The following is a 17,414-nucleotide window of genomic DNA, read 5'->3' as shown; positions in this document are numbered from 1 at the left end:
TTATAAAGGTCTATGAGCCTGGCGTTTGTACCCAGGCTTTAAAGCGTGGCAGTCGTGTCAACCGCCAGCGACAAAGGCCGCAGTTTGAACCTCGCCGGCAGAGCCTGACAACCCTTGGCGCACGCTTTGTGCGTGTGCATGAGGTTGCGCAGTGACAGGCGCGGTCAATCACAGGATAATGCGCCATCTTTTTAGCCGGCCCTGTGTAAAAGGGGCTGACTCGGTATGCTTGCTTGTTTGGCCGCCTTAGCCTGACAACCCTGGAGTGTCTGGTTTGATTGTCTTCCGTTATCTGTCCCGCGAAGTCCTGTTGACCCTGAGTGCCGTGAGTGCGGTGCTGCTGGTCATCATCATGAGTGGTCGTTTCGTCAAATACCTGGCTCAGGCCGCTTCCGGCGCGCTCGACCCAGGTTCGCTGTTCCTGATCATGGGCTTTCGTCTGCCAGGGTTCCTGCAACTGATCCTGCCGTTGGGCCTGTTCCTGGGCATTCTGCTGGCCTACGGTCGTCTGTACCTTGAAAGTGAAATGACCGTGCTGTCGGCTACCGGCATGAGCCAGCAGCGCCTGCTGGGCATGACCATGATCCCAGCCGCCGGCATCGCCCTGATCGTCGCTTGGCTGAGCCTGAGCCTGGCTCCCCAGGGCGCCATGCAATTTCAGTTGGTGCTGAACAAGCAGGACGCGATGACCGAGTTCGACACCCTCGAACCCGGCCGCTTCCAGGCCCTCAGCGACGGCACTCGGGTGACCTACACCGAAACCATGACCGAAGACCGCGCCAACCTGGGCGGCGTGTTCATCTCCGAGAAGCGCCTGGGCCAGGACAAGAAGGACCGTGGCATTTCCGTGCTGGTGGCCGATTCGGGCCGTCAGGAAGTACGCCCCGATGGCAGCCGCTACCTGATCCTGGAAAACGGCTACCGCTATGACGGCAGCCCGGGCCAGGCCGATTACCGGGCCATCAAGTACGACACGTACGGCGTGATGCTGGCCCGTCCGGAAGTCAGTGATGAAGTCACCGACCGCGACGCCATCCCCACCGCGCAATTGATCGGCAGCCAGGAACTGCGTTCCATCGCTGAGCTGCAATGGCGCATTTCCTTGCCGCTGCTGGTGTTTATCGTGACCTTGATGGCCGTGCCGCTGTCGCGCGTCAACCCGCGCCAAGGCCGTTTCCTCAAGTTGTTGCCGGCGATTCTGCTGTACATGGCTTACCTCACCATCCTGATTTCCGCCCGCGGTTCCCTGGAAAAAGGCAAGCTGTCGCCGGTCCTGGGCCTGTGGTGGGTACACGGGATTTTCCTGGTGATCGGCCTGGGGCTGCTTTATTGGGAACCTATACGCTTGAAGATGAAGAGCCGTCGTGGCCAGAAGGAGTTGGCTCGTGGCTAAGCTCGATCGCTACATTGGTAACAGCGTACTCATCGCCATCCTGGCGGTACTGGGCATCATCCTGGGCCTGGCCTCGTTGTTTGCCTTCATCGATGAAGTGGGCAACGTCAGCGACACCTACACCGTCACCGACGTGCTGAGCTACGTGGCGCTGACCGCTCCGCGTCGCCTGTACGACATGATGCCGATGGCCGCGCTGATCGGTTGCCTGATCGGCCTGGGTAGCCTGGCCAGCAACAGTGAGCTGACCATCATGCGTGCCGCCGGGGTCTCCGTCGGCCGGATCGTATGGGCGGTCATGAAACCCATGTTGCTACTGATGCTTTGCAGCGTGCTGATCGGCGAGTACGTCGCGCCGCCGGCTGAGTCCACGGCCCAGGCCAATCGCGCCCTGGCCCAAGGTTCGGGTGACGCGCAGAGCGCCAAGCATGGCCTGTGGCACCGTCAGGGTGACGAGTTCATCCACATCAACGCCGTGCAGCCTGGCGGCTTGTTGATCGGGGTGACGCGCTACACCTTCGATAAAGAACGTCATATGTTGTCGTCCAGTTTCGCCAAACGTGCGCAGTACGACGCGGAAAAATGGCAACTGAGCGATGTCACCACCACTTATTTCCGCAACCCTGGCCAGGGCACCAAGGCCAGCACTGAAGTGATCAACGTACCGAGCGAAGCGTGGGACATCGCCCTCAAGCCGGAACTGCTCAACACCGTGGTGATGATCCCGGAAAGCCTGCCGATCTCCGGTCTGTGGAGCTATATCCACTATCTCAAGGACCAGGGCCTGAGCAATGGCCGTTATTGGCTGGCATTCTGGGTCAAAGTGTTGCAGCCGGTGGTGACCGCCGCGCTGGTGCTGATGGCGATTTCATTCATTTTCGGGCCGCTGCGCTCCGTGACCCTGGGTCAGCGGGTGTTCACTGGCGTGCTGGTGGGTTTCACCTTCCGGATTGCCCAGGATCTGCTCGGCCCGTCGAGCCTGGTGTTTGGCTTCTCGCCGCTATTTGCGGTGCTGGTGCCGACCGCCATCTGCGCTTTGGCCGGGTTCTGGCTGTTGCGCCGCGCCGGTTGATCGCGCGCTTATGAACAAAAAATGCCCCGGTCGAGAGATCGGGGCATTTTTGTTCTGGTCAGCAAAGATGACGTCTGGCCTGAGCATCAGGTACAATTCCCGGCTATTTTTCAGCGGGCAATCTGCCTGCAGCCTTTTTGAGTGTTGATCCGTGAGTGATTTGAGTCATATCCGCAATTTCTCCATCATCGCCCACATTGACCATGGCAAGTCGACGCTGGCCGATCGATTCATCCAGATGTGCGGCGGCCTTGCCGAGCGTGAAATGGAAGCCCAGGTTCTGGACTCCATGGACCTCGAACGCGAACGCGGGATCACCATCAAGGCCCACAGCGTCACGCTGTACTACAAGGCCAAAGACGGCATCACTTACCAACTGAACTTCATTGACACCCCCGGCCACGTTGACTTCACCTACGAAGTCAGCCGGTCCCTGGCGGCCTGTGAAGGTGCCTTGCTGGTGGTGGACGCCGGTCAGGGCGTGGAAGCGCAATCGGTCGCCAACTGCTACACCGCGATCGAACAGGGCCTGGAAGTCATGCCCGTGCTGAACAAGATCGACCTGCCGCAGGCTGAGCCCGAGCGCGTCAAGGAAGAGATCGAGAAGATCATCGGCATCGACGCCACCGACGCGGTTACCTGCAGCGCCAAGACCGGCCTGGGTGTCGACGAAGTGCTCGAACGCCTGGTCCACACCATTCCAGCCCCCACCGGCAACATCGAAGATCCGCTGCAAGCGTTGATCATCGATTCCTGGTTCGACAACTACCTGGGCGTTGTGTCCCTGGTCCGCGTGCGCCACGGCCGCGTGAAGAAGGGCGACAAGATCCTGGTCAAGTCCACCGGCAAGATCCACTTGGTGGACAGCGTCGGTGTCTTCAACCCCAAGCACACCGCGACCGTTGATCTGAAAGCCGGTGAAGTAGGCTTCATCATCGCCGGTATCAAGGACATCCACGGCGCGCCGGTGGGTGACACCCTGACACTCAGCTCCACCCCGGATGTGGACGTGCTGCCAGGCTTCAAGCGTATCCAACCGCAGGTCTACGCCGGTCTGTTCCCGGTCAGCTCCGACGATTTCGAAGACTTCCGCGAAGCCCTGCAAAAGTTGACCCTCAACGACTCGTCGTTGCAGTACACCCCGGAAAGCTCCGACGCCCTAGGCTTCGGCTTCCGCTGCGGGTTCCTGGGCATGCTGCACATGGAAATCATCCAGGAGCGCCTGGAGCGCGAATACGACCTGGACCTGATCACCACCGCGCCTACCGTTATTTTCGAGCTGTTGCTTAAAACCGGTGAAACGATTTACGTCGACAACCCCTCCAAGCTTCCGGATCTGTCGGCGATCGAAGACATGCGCGAGCCTATCGTGCGGGCCAATATCCTGGTTCCGCAGGAGCATTTGGGCAACGTCATTACGCTGTGTATCGAAAAGCGTGGCGTCCAACGCGACATGCTGTTCCTCGGCACTCAGGTTCAAGTGACTTACGACATGCCGATGAACGAAGTGGTCTTGGACTTCTTCGACCGTCTCAAGTCCACCAGTCGCGGCTATGCTTCGCTGGACTACCATTTCGATCGTTACCAATCGGCTAATCTGGTGAAACTGGATGTGCTGATTAACGGCGACAAGGTAGATGCCTTGGCACTGATCGTGCACAAGGATAATGCGCATTACAAAGGTCGCCAGTTGACCGAAAAGATGAAAGAACTGATTCCGCGTCAGATGTTCGACGTCGCGATCCAGGCCGCCATCGGCGGGCAGATCATTGCGCGAACCTCCGTCAAGGCACTCAGAAAGAACGTACTGGCCAAATGCTACGGCGGTGACGTAAGCCGTAAGCGCAAGCTGCTTGAGAAGCAAAAGGCCGGTAAAAAACGCATGAAGCAAGTGGGCAACGTGGAAGTTCCACAAGAAGCCTTCCTTGCGGTGCTCAGGTTGGATAGTTAGGTCCTATGTCGCTAAATTTCCCGCTGTTGCTGGTCATCGCCGTTGCCGTCTGCGGTCTCTTGGCGTTGCTCGATCTGGTGTTCTTCGCCCCGCGTAGGCGGGCGGCTATCGCGTCCTATCAAGGCAGCGTCAGCCAGCCCGATGGTGTGGTGATCGAGAAGCTGAACAAAGAGCCTTTGCTGGTTGAATACGGCAAGTCGTTCTTCCCGGTGTTGTTCATCGTGCTGGTGCTGCGTTCGTTCCTGGTGGAGCCGTTTCAGATCCCGTCGGGGTCGATGAAACCTACCCTGGATGTGGGCGACTTCATCCTGGTGAACAAGTTTTCCTATGGGATCCGCCTGCCGGTGATCGATAAGAAGGTCATCGAAGTCGGCGACCCGCAGCGCGGTGATGTGATGGTGTTCCGCTATCCAAGCGACCCGAACGTCAACTACATCAAGCGTGTGGTCGGCCTGCCGGGCGATGTGATCCGTTACACCAGCGACAAGCGCCTGTTCATCAACGGTGAGTCGGTGGCCGAAAAACTGCTCGGTTCCGAACCGAACACCCTGGGCAGCGCCGAGCTGTATCAGGAGAAGCTCGGTGCCGTGGAACACGAGATCCGCAAGGAGATGAGCCGCTATCGCGCCCAGCCTGACGGCCAGTGGAAAGTGCCTGCCGGGCACTATTTCATGATGGGCGACAACCGCGACAACTCCAATGACAGCCGCTACTGGGATGACCCCAGTATTCCCAAAGAGCTGCTGGGCATGGTTCCCGACCAGAATATCGTCGGCAAGGCCTTCGCGGTCTGGATGAGTTGGCCGGAACCCAAGCTCAGCCACCTGCCGAACTTCTCGCGGGTCGGGCTGATCAAGTAATACAAGCGGCGCTGTGAACACAGCGCCGAATGCTTTTCTGGGGCGTGGACAATTCGCGCCCCATGCAACACCCATCAGGATTTGAATTTGAACACTGCGTCAATCGTCGATGGCCGCCGGTGCCACCAACTCACTATGGATAAACCGTGACCGTTTCTCTCAGTCGTCTCGAGCGCCAGCTCGGCTACACCTTCAAGGACCAGGAATTGATGGTCCTTGCCCTCACACACCGCAGCTTCGCAGGGCGCAATAACGAGCGCCTGGAATTTCTCGGTGATGCCATCCTCAATTTCGTTGCCGGTGAAGCCCTTTTCGAGCGCTTCCCCCAAGCCCGTGAAGGCCAGCTATCGCGCCTGCGCGCACGCCTGGTCAAGGGCGAAACCCTGGCCGTACTGGCTCGCGGTTTCGGCCTGGGCGAGTACCTGCGCCTGGGTTCCGGCGAATTGAAAAGCGGCGGGTTCCGCCGTGAATCGATCCTGGCCGATGCCCTCGAAGCGCTGATCGGCGCTATCTACCTGGATGCGGGCATGGAAGCGGCCAAGGAGCGGGTCACGGCGTGGCTGACCTCCGAGATCGAAAGCCTGACCCTGGTCGATACCAACAAAGATCCCAAGACCCGCCTGCAGGAATTCCTGCAATCGCGCGGCTGCGAACTGCCCCGCTACGAAGTGGTGGATATCCAGGGTGAGCCCCATTGCCGCGTGTTCTTCGTGGAATGTGAAATCACCTTACTGAACGAAAAAAGCCGAGGTCAGGGTGTGAGCCGTCGTATTGCCGAACAGGTAGCGGCCGCTGCAGCACTGATTGCCCTGGGCGTGGAGAATGGCCATGACTGATTCAACCGCAACACGCTGTGGCTATGTTGCCATCGTCGGCCGCCCCAACGTGGGCAAGTCCACGCTGCTCAACCACATCCTGGGGCAGAAGCTGGCGATTACATCGCGCAAGCCGCAGACCACCCGCCACAACATGCTGGGCATCAAGACCGAAGGCAACGTGCAAGCGGTCTACGTTGACACCCCGGGCATGCACAAAGGCGGCGAAAAAGCCCTTAACCGCTATATGAACAAGAACGCTTCGGCCGCGTTGAAAGACGTCGACGTGGTGATCTTCGTGGTCGACCGCACCAAGTGGACCGATGAAGACCAGATGGTTCTGGAGCGCGTGCAGTACGTCACCGGCCCGTTGATCGTCGCGCTGAACAAGACCGACCGCATCGAAGACAAAGCCGAGCTGATGCCGCACCTGAGCTGGCTGCAGGAACAACTGCCGAACGCCCAGATCATCCCGATTTCCGCCCAGCACGGCCACAACCTCGATGCGCTGGAGCGCGTGATCGCCGAGCACCTGCCGGAGAACGAACACTTCTTCCCGGAAGACCAGATCACCGACCGCAGCAGCCGTTTCCTCGCCGCCGAACTGGTGCGTGAGAAAATCATGCGCCAGATGGGCGCCGAGCTGCCGTACCAGATCACCGTCGAAATCGAAGAGTTCAAGCAGCAGGGCAAGACCTTGCATATCCATGCGCTGATCCTCGTCGAACGCGACGGCCAGAAGAAAATCATCATTGGCGACAAGGGCGAGCGCATCAAGCGCATCGGTACCGAGGCGCGCAAGGATATGGAATTGCTGTTCGATTCCAAGATCATGCTCAACCTGTGGGTGAAGGTGAAAGGCGGTTGGTCCGATGACGAGCGTGCGTTGCGCTCTCTCGGCTACGGCGACCTGTAAGTACACCGCAGGGCAAAAAATGTGGGAGGGGGCTTGGCCCCGATAGCGGTGGACCAGTTAATAAATACGTGACTGAGCCACCGCCATCGGGGCCAAGCCCCTTCCCACATTAGGTTTATGTTGTTTTCACGATAGAGAACCCATGTCCCAATCCCCACCTCCCAGCCAACTCGCCTATGTCCTGCACAGCCGTGCCTATCGCGAGACCAGCGCCCTGGTGGATTTCCTCACCCCCCAAGGTCGCCTGCGCGCGGTGTTGCGCAGTGCGCGGGGCAAGGCCGGGACATTGGCGCGGCCCTTTGTGGCGCTGGATGTGGAGTTTCGCGGCAAGGGCGAGCTGAAGAACGTCGGCCGCCTGGAAAGCGTCGGCACCTCCGCCTGGCTCAATGGCGATGCGCTGTTCAGCGGCCTATACCTAAATGAACTGCTGATTCGCCTGTTGCCAGCCGAAGATCCGCACCCGGCGGTCTTCGATCACTACGCCGCCACGTTGCTGGCCCTGGCCGAAGGTCGTCCGTTGGAGCCGTTGCTGCGCGCCTTCGAATGGCGTCTGCTGGACGATCTGGGTTACGGCTTTGAACTGAACAACGACCTGCACGGCGACCCCATCGCCGCCGATGGCATGTATCGCCTGCAAGTGGACGCGGGGCTGGAGCGAGTCTACTTGCTGCAACCCGGTCTATTTCAGGGCACCGAGCTGCTGGCCATGAGCGAAGCCGACTGGACCGCGCCCGGCGCCTTGTCCGCCGCCAAGCGCCTGATGCGCCAGGCCCTGGCCGTGCACCTGGGCGGGCGGCCGCTGGTCAGTCGCGAGTTGTTTCGAAAGCCCTGACATCCCCGTGTATGCTGTGCAGCGTTTCTTCCCCCTTTTCAGGAGCGCTTCCGTGACCACCAGCAATCGCATTCTTCTTGGCGTCAACATCGACCACGTCGCTACCCTGCGCCAGGCCCGGGGCACTCGCTACCCCGATCCGGTCAAGGCCGCGCTGGACGCCGAAGAAGCGGGCGCCGACGGCATCACCGTGCACTTGCGCGAAGACCGTCGGCACATCCAGGAACGCGACGTGCTGCTGCTCAAGGACGTGCTGCAAACCCGCATGAATTTCGAAATGGGCGTCACCGAAGAAATGATGGCGTTCGCCGAGCGCATCCGCCCGGCACATATCTGCCTGGTGCCGGAAACCCGCCAGGAACTCACCACCGAGGGCGGCCTGGATGTGGCCGGCCAGGAAGCGCGGATCAAGGCCGCGGTGCAGCGTTTGTCGAAGATCGGCAGCGAAGTGTCGTTGTTTATCGACGCCGACCCGCGCCAGATCGAGGCCTCGCGCCGCGTCGGCGCGCCCGCCATCGAACTGCATACTGGCCGCTACGCCGATGCCACCACGCCGACGGAGGTCGCAGACGAGCTGCAACGCATTATCGAAGGCGTGAACTGCGGTCTCAATGAAGGCTTGATCGTCAATGCCGGCCACGGCTTGCACTACCACAACGTCGAGGCCGTCGCCGCGATCAAGGGCATCAACGAGCTGAACATCGGCCATGCCCTGGTGGCCCACGCGCTGTTCGTCGGTTTCAAAGGCGCGGTTGCCGAAATGAAGGCCCTGATCCTGGCCGCCGCCAAGCACTAAAAACAGCCAAGCCGCAATGTGGGAGGGCGTCACCTCCCACATGAGAACCCTTACTGTTTAGCCCGTGTAGGTGTATCGTATCCGCCCTTTGCAGGCTATGCGCCTGCGGCCGATACGCGAGGTTGTTGTGTCCCGATCCTTTTCCCGTCGACAAATCCTGGGTGGTCTGGCCGGCCTGGCCGTAGTGGGCGCCGGTGCCGGTGGCGCCTACCGCTACTGGCTGGGGAAAGTCGCCGAGGCCGAGGCGGGGCACGATTACGAACTGATCGCGGCGCCGCTGGATGTTGAGCTGGTGCCGGGACACAAGACCGAGGCCTGGGCGTTCGGCCCGTCGGCGCCGGGCACCGAGTTGCGTGTGCGCCAGGGTGAGTGGCTGCGGGTGCGCTTTATCAACCACTTGCCGGTCGCCACCACCATCCACTGGCATGGCATCCGCCTGCCGCTGGAAATGGACGGCGTACCCTACGTCTCGCAGTTGCCGGTGCTGCCTGGCGAATACTTCGACTACAAGTTCCGCGTGCCCGACGCCGGCAGCTACTGGTACCACCCTCACGTCAACAGCAGCGAAGAACTCGGCCGTGGCCTGGTGGGCCCGTTGATCATCGAAGAGCGCGAGCCCACCGGTTTCAAACACGAATGCACCCTGAGCCTCAAGAGCTGGCACGTGGACGAAGAGGGCGAGTTCGTCGCCTTCAGCATCCCCCGCGAAGCGGCGCGTGGCGGTACGGCCGGGCGCTTGTCGACAATCAACGGTGTGTCCCAGGCGGTGATCGACTTGCCGGCCGGGCAGATCACCCGTGTGCGTCTGCTCAATCTGGATAACACCCTGACCTATCGCATCAATATTCCCGACGTCGAAGCGCGCATCTATGCGTTGGATGGCAACCCTATCGAACCGCGCCCGCTGGGCAAGGAGTACTGGCTGGGCCCGGGCATGCGTATCTGCCTGGCGATCAAGGCGCCGGCGGCGGGTGAAGAACTGTCGATTCGCAACGGCCCGGTGCGCCTGGGTACCTTCCGCTCGGTGGCCAATACCGACGCGCCCACCGACTGGCCGCCGGCGCTGCCGGCCAACCCGATCAGCGAGCCGGACCTGGCCAATGCCGAGAAACTCAACTTCAATTTCGAGTGGGTTGGTTCGGTCTCGGTCAATGTGGACAACGGCAAGCCGCCGAGCCTGTGGCAGATCAACGGCCAGGCCTGGGACATCACCGACAAAACCTGCGCCGACCGCCCGATCGCCAAGCTGGAAAAGGGCAAGAGCTACATTTTCGAATTGAAGAACATGACCCAGTACCAGCACCCGATCCACCTGCACGGCATGAGTTTCAAGGTGATCGCCTCTAACCGCCATAAGGTGATCCCGTACTTCACCGACACCTACCTGCTGGGCAAGAACGAGCGCGCCCGGGTGGCGTTGGTGGCGGATAACCCTGGGGTGTGGATGTTCCACTGCCATGTGATCGACCATATGGAAACCGGCTTGATGGCCGCCATCGAGGTGGCGTGATGCGTCAGTTTCGCCCCACCGCGATCATCGACCGCAGCCGGGACCAAGACTTTATGCGTGAAGCCCTGGCCCTCGCCGCCCAAGGCGCAGCGCTGGGTGAGGTGCCGGTCGGCGCGGTGCTGGTGCAGGACGGTGAAATCATCGGACGAGGCTTTAATTGCCCCATCAGCGGTAACGACCCTAGCGCCCACGCCGAGATGGTCGCCATCCGCGCCGCCGCCCAGGCCGTCAGCAACTACCGCCTGCCCGGCAGTACGCTGTATGTGACCCTGGAGCCGTGCAGCATGTGCGCCGGGCTGATCGTGCATTCACGCATCGCACGGGTGGTGTACGGCGCATTGGAGCCTAAGGCGGGGATCGTGCAGAGCCAGGGGCAGTTTTTTACCCAGGGCTTTTTGAATCATCGGGTGTTGTTTGAAGGCGGTGTACTGGCTGAAGAGTGCGGCACGGTGCTGAGCGAATTCTTCAAAGCCCGCCGGACCAAGTCCCCCCTCTAAAGAACACTGCAGATCAAATGTGGGAGGGGGCTTGCCCCCGATGACGGCGGGTCAGCTAAGGCTATGCTGACCGACACTCCGAGATCGGGGGCAAGCCCCCTTCCACATTTTGAGCTTCATTTTTTCAGCGGGATCGGGGCTTACTTTTTGGCGATGATGACGGCCCGCATAGGCGCCGGCAGCCCTTCAATGGTCTTGCTGTGATCATCCGGATCGAGGAAATCGCTGAGGGATTGATACTTCATCCATTCCGTCCCCCGTTGTTCCTGCACCGTGGTCACACTCACATCCACACACCGCACATCACTGAACCCGGCACGCCGCAGCCATAGCATCAACGCCGGCACCGAGGGCAGGAACCACACGTTGCGCATCTGCGCGTAGCGATCTTCCGGCACCAGCACTTGCTGCTGATCGCCTTCCACTACCAAGGTTTCCAGTACCAGCTCGCCGCCCTTGACCAGTGTGTCCTTGAGCGCCAGCAAGTGCTCGATGGGCGAGCGACGGTGGTAGAAAACGCCCATGGAAAACACCGTGTCGAAGCCTTCCAGGTTGGGTGGCAGGTCTTCGAACGGGAACGGTAGGTGCCAGGCTTTGGGCTCGGACAGGTAGCGTTGCACCGCCTGGAACTGGCAGAAGAACAACCAGTTGGGGTCCACGCCGATCACGCTGTCGGCACCGGCGCCGAGCATGCGCCACATGTAGTAGCCGTTGCCGCAGCCGACGTCGAGGATGCGCTTGCCCTTGAGGTTCAGGTGCGGCGCCACTCGCGACCACTTCCAGTCCGAGCGCCATTCGGTGTCCACATGCACGCCGAACAAATGGAACGGGCCTTTGCGCCAGGGGCTCAGGCCCATGAGCGCGGTGTGCATCTGCGCGCGGGTGGCGTCGTCGCAGTCGGCGTCCAGGGTCAGGCCGTTCAGCAGGTCGACGTGGTCGGGCGCGAGGGTCGGCAGTGCGTCCAGCGCGCTCTGCCAGCGCGCGAGGTCGCCGTGGCCTTTCTCCATTTTGCTGTCGAGTTGCGCCTGCAGGCCCTGGGCCCAGACGGCCAGGGGCGTGCCGACCAGATGGCGGGCGAGGGGGGACAGATCAATCATGGCAAGGCAATCAACGAGGCAAAGTTAAGACACTGGAACCACGGCACGACTTTCGAGAACCCGGCCGCCAGCAGGCGTCCGCGGTGTTCTTCGAGGCTGTCGGGCTTCATGACGTTTTCGATGGCGCTGCGTTTTTGGGCGATTTCCAGTTCGCTGTAGCCATTGGCGCGTTTGAACGCCACATGCAGGTCGGTGAGCAGTGCGTGTTCTTCCAGGTCATTGAAGCGCAGCTTTTCCGAAAGGATCAGCGCGCCGCCCGGCAACAGCGCCTGACGAATACGGCCGAGCAACGCCAGGCGCTCCTCGGGGGCGATGAACTGCAAGGTGAAGTTCAGCGCCACCACCGAAGCCGGCTGGAACTGCAACGCGAGGATATCGCCCTCGACCACCTGCACCGGCAGCAACTCTTGAAACATCGAGTCCTGGCCATTGAGGTATTCGCGACAGCGTTCGACCATCGCCGCCGAATTGTCCACCGCGATCACCGAGCAGCCCTCGGTGCGCACATGGCGCCGCAGAGCCTGGGTCACCGCGCCGAGGGATGAGCCCAGGTCGTAGAGCACGCTGTGGGGTTGGGCGAACTGCGCGGCCAGCACGCCGAGGTTCTCGACAATGGTCGGATACCCAGGCACCGAGCGTTTGATCATGTCGGGAAACACCCGCACTACATCCTCGTTAAAGGCGAAGTCCGGCACCTGGGGCAGGGGCTGGGCGAACAGGCGATCGGGTTCTTGGCTCACGGTTGTTCCGGCGACGGTGGGGGAAAGGCCGGCATTTTAGCCAAGTTGCCCCTCGGATGCCCGTGTTGTCTGATGGAAAGCCGAGGCCGTGATACCCCACTGGCCAAGCCAATAGGTAGTAATCAGCAAATACGGCGCGGCCTCGAACGCGACCACGAACCGATTGATGCCGATCAGCGTGTCGGAAAACACAAAGGATGCGGCCCCCGCCGCGGCCAGCAGCGCCGAACGCTTGGGCACATCACCGCCCAAGCGGGCCAGCGCGCGCCAGAGCATGGCGCTGATCACCAGGGCATAAACCACCACAGGTATCAACAAATCCCCCAGGCCATGGGAGATCAGGATGCTCAACAGCACCGCTCCCACGCCCAGCGCGAGGATCAACGGCAGCGGCGCCAAGCGGCGGCAATCGCTGAAGTAGGCCTTGAGGTACGCCAAGTGCGCCAACAGAAACACGCCCAGGCCAAAGATAAACAGGTCCCCCGGCCAGGCCAGCAGAACATCCCCCACCAGCGAGAAAATCAGCCCCAGGCTGATCCAGCGGCGATAGTCGGTGGGCGGCGCATCGTGCAGCCAGCCCAGCAGTGCCAGCACCGGCAAGGGTTTGACCAGCAGGCACAGCAGCGTGGCGTGGGTGGTCAGGCCGTAGATAAAAGTGCCGGCGCCCATCAGCGCAAGAATCAGCCACGGCATATCAGTTCACCGTAATGGCGCAGTCGAAGGCTTCAACGGGTTCGGCTTCCGGCTCCCAGGGCTGCTGGGAGGTCAGGCGCAAGCGACCCTGACCCGGCGCGAAAGCCTGGAACCGCCAGGTCGACTGGCCGCCGCCGCCGATCACCCCGGATTCGCTGCTGCTGTAGACCTCGGGGCTCAGCGCACGCAGCACGCCGCCAGCCGAATCCTGGATGGCCCAGCGGTAACCGGTGGTGGGGTTGCTGGGCAGGGTGAGGATCAGGTTTTGCCCGGTTTTCAACTGGAGCGGGCAGGCGCTCTGGTTTTCCACGGTGACGTTTTGCTTGGGAGCGCTGGCGCAGGCGGCCAGCAGGGCAAGGCTCAAGGGGAGAAGCAGGCGGGCAGCGGTCATAAGGGCTCCGTTGTTTGGCGACGAAGACCGAGCATAACCGAAGATAAGACAGGGTGTTACAAGGTGGATACAGGTTGCGGCCAGTTACGCCATCGGGGGCAAGCCCCCTCCCACACTTGAGTATGTTCACAAATCAACCTGTGGGAGGGGGCTTGCCCCCGATGAGGCCGGTGCAAGCGCTAACGGTCTATCAGAACAGCACCTTCGCCACATCCGCAAAGCGCTTGGCGAAATGCACCGTCATGCCTTCCTTCAGGTACTCCGGCAACTCTTCGAAACTGCCGCGATTGGGCTCTGGCAGGATCAGTTCATGGATCTTTTGGCGCCGCGCGGCGATTACTTTTTCGCGCACTCCGCCAATTGGCAGCACATGCCCAGTCAGTGTCAGTTCGCCGGTCATGGCCACGCCTTTCTTCGGCGGTTGGTTACGTGCCAGGGACAGCAGGGCGCTGGCCATGGTCACGCCAGCACTTGGGCCATCCTTCGGCGTGGCGCCTTCCGGCACATGCAGGTGCACAAAGGCTTCGTCGAAGAACTTCGGGTCGCCGCCAAAAGACTTCAGGTTCGAACTGATGTAGCTGTAGGCGATTTCGGCGGACTCCTTCATCACCTCACCCAACTGGCCGGTCAGCTTGAAGCCACGGTTAAGGGTGTGAATGCGCGTCGCTTCGATCGGCAGGGTGGCACCGCCCATGCTGGTCCACGCCAGGCCGGTGATGACGCCAATGCCGGACAACACTTGTTCATTACGGAACACCGGCGTGCCCAGGGAGCTTTCCAGGTCTTTGTTGCCGATCTTGATCACACTGTCCGGCGCATCCAGCAACTTGACCACCGCCTTGCGCACCAGTTTGCCCAGCTGTTTCTCCAACTGGCGCACCCCAGCTTCACGGGCGTAACCGTCGATCAGCGCGCGCAGGGCGCCATCGCTGATGGTCAGGCTGTTTTTTGCCACGCCGGCTTTTTCCAGCTGCTTGGGCCATAGATGGCGCTTGGCGATGGCGACTTTCTCTTCGGTGATATAGCCCGACAGGCGAATCACTTCCATACGGTCGAGCAGTGGGCCGGGGATGGAATCCAGGGTGTTGGCGGTGCACACGAACAGGACCTTGGACAGGTCCAGGCGCAGGTCCAGGTAGTGGTCGAGGAATTCGACATTCTGCTCAGGGTCCAGGGTTTCCAGCAGCGCCGACGCCGGGTCGCCCTGGAAGCTCTGGCCCATCTTGTCGATCTCGTCGAGCATGATTACCGGGTTCATCACCTCCACGTCCTTGAGCGCCTGCACCAGTTTGCCGGGCAGGGCGCCGATGTAGGTGCGGCGATGGCCCTTGATTTCGGCCTCGTCACGCATGCCGCCGACGCTGAACCGATAGAACGGGCGGCCCAGGGACTCGGCGATGGATTTGCCGACACTGGTTTTGCCCACGCCCGGTGGGCCCACCAGCAGCACAATGGAACCGGCGACTTCGCCTTTATAGGCGCCCACCGCGAGGAATTCGAGGATGCGGCTCTTGATGTCGTCGAGGCCCGCGTGGTGTTTATCCAGCACCTTGCGCGCGTGCTTGAGGTCGAGTTTGTCCTCGCCATACACGCCCCAAGGCACCGACGTGGCCCAATCCAGATAGTTGCGGGTGACCGCGTATTCCGGCGAGCCGGTTTCCAGGATCGACAGTTTGTTGAGTTCTTCATCGATGCGTTTTTTCGCCTGGGCCGGCAGTACTTTGCCTTCCAGGCGTTGCTCAAATTGCTCGACGTCCGCGCTGCGGTCGTCCTTGGTCAAACCCAGTTCCTGCTGGATGACTTTGAGCTGTTCCTTGAGGAAGAACTCGCGCTGATGCTCGCCGATCTTGCGGTTCACTTCGGCGGACAGCTCTTTTTGCAGGCGCGCGACTTCGACTTCCTTGCGCAGCATCGGCAGCACTTTTTCCATGCGCTTGAGCATGGGCACGCAGTCCAGCACTTCCTGCAGTTCGTTGCCGGTGGCGGAGGTGAGGGCGGCGGCGAAGTCGGTCAGCGGCGATGGGTCGTTGGGGCTGAAGCGGTTGAGGTAGTTCTTCAACTCTTCGCTGTACAACGGGTTGAGGGGCAGCAGCTCCTTGATCGCGTTGATCAGCGCCATGCCGTAAGCCTTGACCTCGTCGGTCGGCTCGGACGGCTGGTGTGGGTATTCGACTTCCACCAGGTACGGCGGGCGATGGTGCTTGAGCCAGGTGCGAATCCTCACGCGGGTCAGGCCCTGGGCGACGAATTGCAGCTTGCCGTTTTCGCGGCTGGCGTGATGCACCTTCACCAGGGTGCCGTACAGCGGCAGGCTGGAGGTGTCGAAGTGGCGCGGGTCTTCCGGCGGCGTGTCCATAAAGAACAGGGCCAGGGAGTGGTGCTCGGACTTGCTCACCAGTTCCAGGGTTTCGGCCCAGGGCTCTTCATTGACGATCACCGGCAACACTTGCGCGGGGAAAAACGGCCGATTGTGGATCGGGATTATATAGACCTTGTCCGGCAGGTTCTGCCCAGGCAGGGCCAGGCCGGTATTGGACGAGTGGGATTCAGCGTTTTCGGGGTCGGCGTAATCGTTGAGGTCGTAATCGGGAAATTCTTGCTGGTCGCTCATGGGGCACCTGCATCAGGAAGTATGGTGCTTAGATGGGGCGAGGTAGCGGTGGTTTCAATGGTGGGGGTGAGATAGCAACATATTGCATAAAATTACGGCGGCGATCCGGCCATGGGGGTCAGCTGATTTTATGAAGGTAGGCCGGGAGCGGCTGTTCTGGCAGCACCGAGAGTACTTTCAAGCGCTGCAACATTCGCTGTCGCGCCCGCTGCAAGTGCTCGCGCAGGTTCAGCGCGGCGGCATCGAAGGCACCGTGCAGCAGCAGTTCGAGAATCAAGCGATGTTCGGCAAGCATCGACGGATCGGCGCCGATCCCCAGCAAACCATGGAATATCCGGCTGATGATCATCGGGCTCTGGCCCTGGCGGATCAACGCCGCGATCTTGCGGTTTTGCAGACCGGCCAGGCAGTGCTGGTGCAAGTCCTCTTCGATGCGCTCGATGGCTTCCAGGCTGCAGTGCGCGGTGCTCTGGGCGTCCAGTACCCGTTGCAGCATGGCTTGCAGCACCTCGCGGTCGAGGTTCGGCGCGCTCTGGCGCAAGGCTTCGGGCTCCAGGCAGGCGCGCAGTTCGTAGTCCTCGGTCACTTCCCGGGCCGTCAACGGGCCGGCCAGCCATTGGGAATAGGGCTCCTTTTCCACCAGGCCACGGTCGCGCAGACGCATCAGCGCTTCACGCACCACCGCGCGGCTGACGCCGTAGTGTTCGGCGGCCGCCTGTTCATCCAGGCGGTAATGGCCGAAGGCGATGCAGGTGGACAGCGCCGCGCCGATTTCATCGACGATCCGTTCGCCCAACGGTCGCGTGTCCACCAACTCATCTTCGCCGTTCAAGCCCAGGTGCGCAGCGCTCAAGGGCAGGCGCAGCGGCTCCATGGCCAGGCCTTCGGGATTGATCAAATAACCGCGGCCATTGAAACGGCAAATCAGCCCTTCTTCATGCAGCAGGTCCAACGCCCGGCGTACCGGCACGCGGCTGGTGCCGAACAATTCGGCCAGGGGCGCTTCCAGCAACACCAGCCCATGGCGGGCGGTGCCGTTGACGATCGCATCACGCAACACCTGGTGAATCATCGCGTAACGGGAGGCCGAGGCAGACGCTGCTTTCATCGATTTCTCAAGAGCATGTAGGACGATGGCCGGGGATTCTCTCATAGATGTGGGTGTCACTCTGCGCCACGTTGTGGGCACTTTTTTGGGGCCTGAAACGGATCGTTGTTACTTTTCTGCACCAAAATGTAC

General features: G+C 61.2%; 16 protein-coding genes. 10 read left to right on the top strand and 6 right to left on the bottom strand.

Annotated features, from left to right (window positions below; all coding sequences use genetic code 11):
* Positions 1–274 precede the first annotated feature (274 nt).
* From lptF to tadA, 10 genes are all read left to right on the top strand, one after another.
* Positions 275–1,393, top strand: coding sequence for an LPS export ABC transporter permease LptF (lptF, locus tag YA0848_RS04150; RefSeq protein ID WP_034111890.1), 1,119 nt, complete (start codon positions 275–277; stop codon positions 1,391–1,393).
* Complete coding sequence (gene lptG, locus YA0848_RS04145; RefSeq protein ID WP_169902740.1) at positions 1,386–2,465, top strand: LPS export ABC transporter permease LptG; 1,080 nt, start codon at positions 1,386–1,388, stop codon at positions 2,463–2,465. The genes lptF and lptG overlap by 8 nt, the downstream gene beginning before the upstream one ends.
* 151 nt (positions 2,466–2,616) lie before the next feature.
* Positions 2,617–4,416 carry a translation elongation factor 4 gene (lepA, locus tag YA0848_RS04140; RefSeq protein ID WP_034096053.1) on the top strand — a complete coding sequence of 600 codons (1,800 nt, stop codon included), beginning with the start codon at positions 2,617–2,619 and terminating at the stop codon, positions 4,414–4,416.
* Between the two features lie 5 nt (positions 4,417–4,421).
* On the top strand, positions 4,422–5,276 hold the full coding sequence (gene lepB, locus YA0848_RS04135; RefSeq protein WP_034096054.1) for a signal peptidase I: 855 nt from the start codon (positions 4,422–4,424) through the stop codon (positions 5,274–5,276).
* 146 nt (positions 5,277–5,422) lie between these two features.
* Positions 5,423–6,112: a ribonuclease III gene (rnc, locus tag YA0848_RS04130; protein WP_033902449.1), complete on the top strand. Its 690-nt coding sequence runs from the start codon at positions 5,423–5,425 to the stop codon at positions 6,110–6,112.
* Positions 6,105–7,007 (top strand): GTPase Era, encoded by a 903-nt coding sequence (gene era, locus YA0848_RS04125; RefSeq protein ID WP_184315957.1) that lies wholly within the window; start codon positions 6,105–6,107, stop codon positions 7,005–7,007. The genes rnc and era overlap by 8 nt, the downstream gene beginning before the upstream one ends.
* 142 nt (positions 7,008–7,149) lie before the next feature.
* The gene (gene recO, locus YA0848_RS04120; RefSeq protein WP_034096055.1) at positions 7,150–7,839 is read left to right on the top strand and encodes a DNA repair protein RecO; all 690 of its coding nucleotides are present in this window, start codon (positions 7,150–7,152) and stop codon (positions 7,837–7,839) included.
* Between the two features lie 52 nt (positions 7,840–7,891).
* The gene (gene pdxJ / locus YA0848_RS04115) at positions 7,892–8,635 is read left to right on the top strand and encodes a pyridoxine 5'-phosphate synthase (protein ID WP_034096056.1); all 744 of its coding nucleotides are present in this window, start codon (positions 7,892–7,894) and stop codon (positions 8,633–8,635) included.
* Between the two features lie 127 nt (positions 8,636–8,762).
* Positions 8,763–10,145, top strand: a complete 1,383-nt coding sequence (locus YA0848_RS04110; RefSeq protein ID WP_040267678.1) for a multicopper oxidase family protein — start codon at positions 8,763–8,765, stop codon at positions 10,143–10,145.
* Entirely contained in the window at positions 10,145–10,642 is a 498-nt protein-coding gene (gene tadA, locus YA0848_RS04105; protein WP_034111892.1) for a tRNA adenosine(34) deaminase TadA, read from the top strand. The genes YA0848_RS04110 and tadA overlap by 1 nt, the downstream gene beginning before the upstream one ends.
* Positions 10,643–10,782: 140 nt before the next feature.
* Here tadA and cmoB read toward each other — a convergent pair whose 3' ends face one another.
* From cmoB to YA0848_RS04075, 6 genes are all read right to left on the bottom strand, one after another.
* Positions 10,783–11,739, bottom strand: coding sequence for a tRNA 5-methoxyuridine(34)/uridine 5-oxyacetic acid(34) synthase CmoB (gene cmoB, locus YA0848_RS04100; RefSeq protein WP_034111893.1), 957 nt, complete (start codon positions 11,737–11,739; stop codon positions 10,783–10,785).
* Positions 11,736–12,479, bottom strand: a complete 744-nt coding sequence (gene cmoA, locus YA0848_RS04095) for a carboxy-S-adenosyl-L-methionine synthase CmoA (RefSeq protein ID WP_034111894.1) — start codon at positions 12,477–12,479, stop codon at positions 11,736–11,738. The genes cmoB and cmoA overlap by 4 nt, the downstream gene beginning before the upstream one ends.
* A 36-nt stretch (positions 12,480–12,515) precedes the next feature.
* Entirely contained in the window at positions 12,516–13,172 is a 657-nt protein-coding gene (locus YA0848_RS04090; protein ID WP_169902738.1) for a lysoplasmalogenase, read from the bottom strand.
* Between the two features lies 1 nt (position 13,173).
* Positions 13,174–13,563 carry a protease inhibitor I42 family protein gene (locus YA0848_RS04085; RefSeq protein ID WP_034096061.1) on the bottom strand — a complete coding sequence of 130 codons (390 nt, stop codon included), beginning with the start codon at positions 13,561–13,563 and terminating at the stop codon, positions 13,174–13,176.
* 190 nt (positions 13,564–13,753) lie between these two features.
* Positions 13,754–16,174 (bottom strand): endopeptidase La, encoded by a 2,421-nt coding sequence (gene lon / locus YA0848_RS04080; protein ID WP_034096062.1) that lies wholly within the window; start codon positions 16,172–16,174, stop codon positions 13,754–13,756.
* 118 nt (positions 16,175–16,292) lie between these two features.
* The gene (locus YA0848_RS04075; protein WP_169867384.1) at positions 16,293–17,282 is read right to left on the bottom strand and encodes a GntR family transcriptional regulator; all 990 of its coding nucleotides are present in this window, start codon (positions 17,280–17,282) and stop codon (positions 16,293–16,295) included.
* Between the last annotated feature and the right edge of the window lie 132 nt (positions 17,283–17,414).

Source organism: Pseudomonas sp. S4_EA_1b, assembly GCF_016307435.1.
GTDB lineage: Bacteria > Pseudomonadota > Gammaproteobacteria > Pseudomonadales > Pseudomonadaceae > Aquipseudomonas > Aquipseudomonas rhodesiae.
The sequence above is the reverse complement of the archived record's forward strand: the minus strand, read 5'-3'. Positions and strand labels throughout refer to the sequence as shown.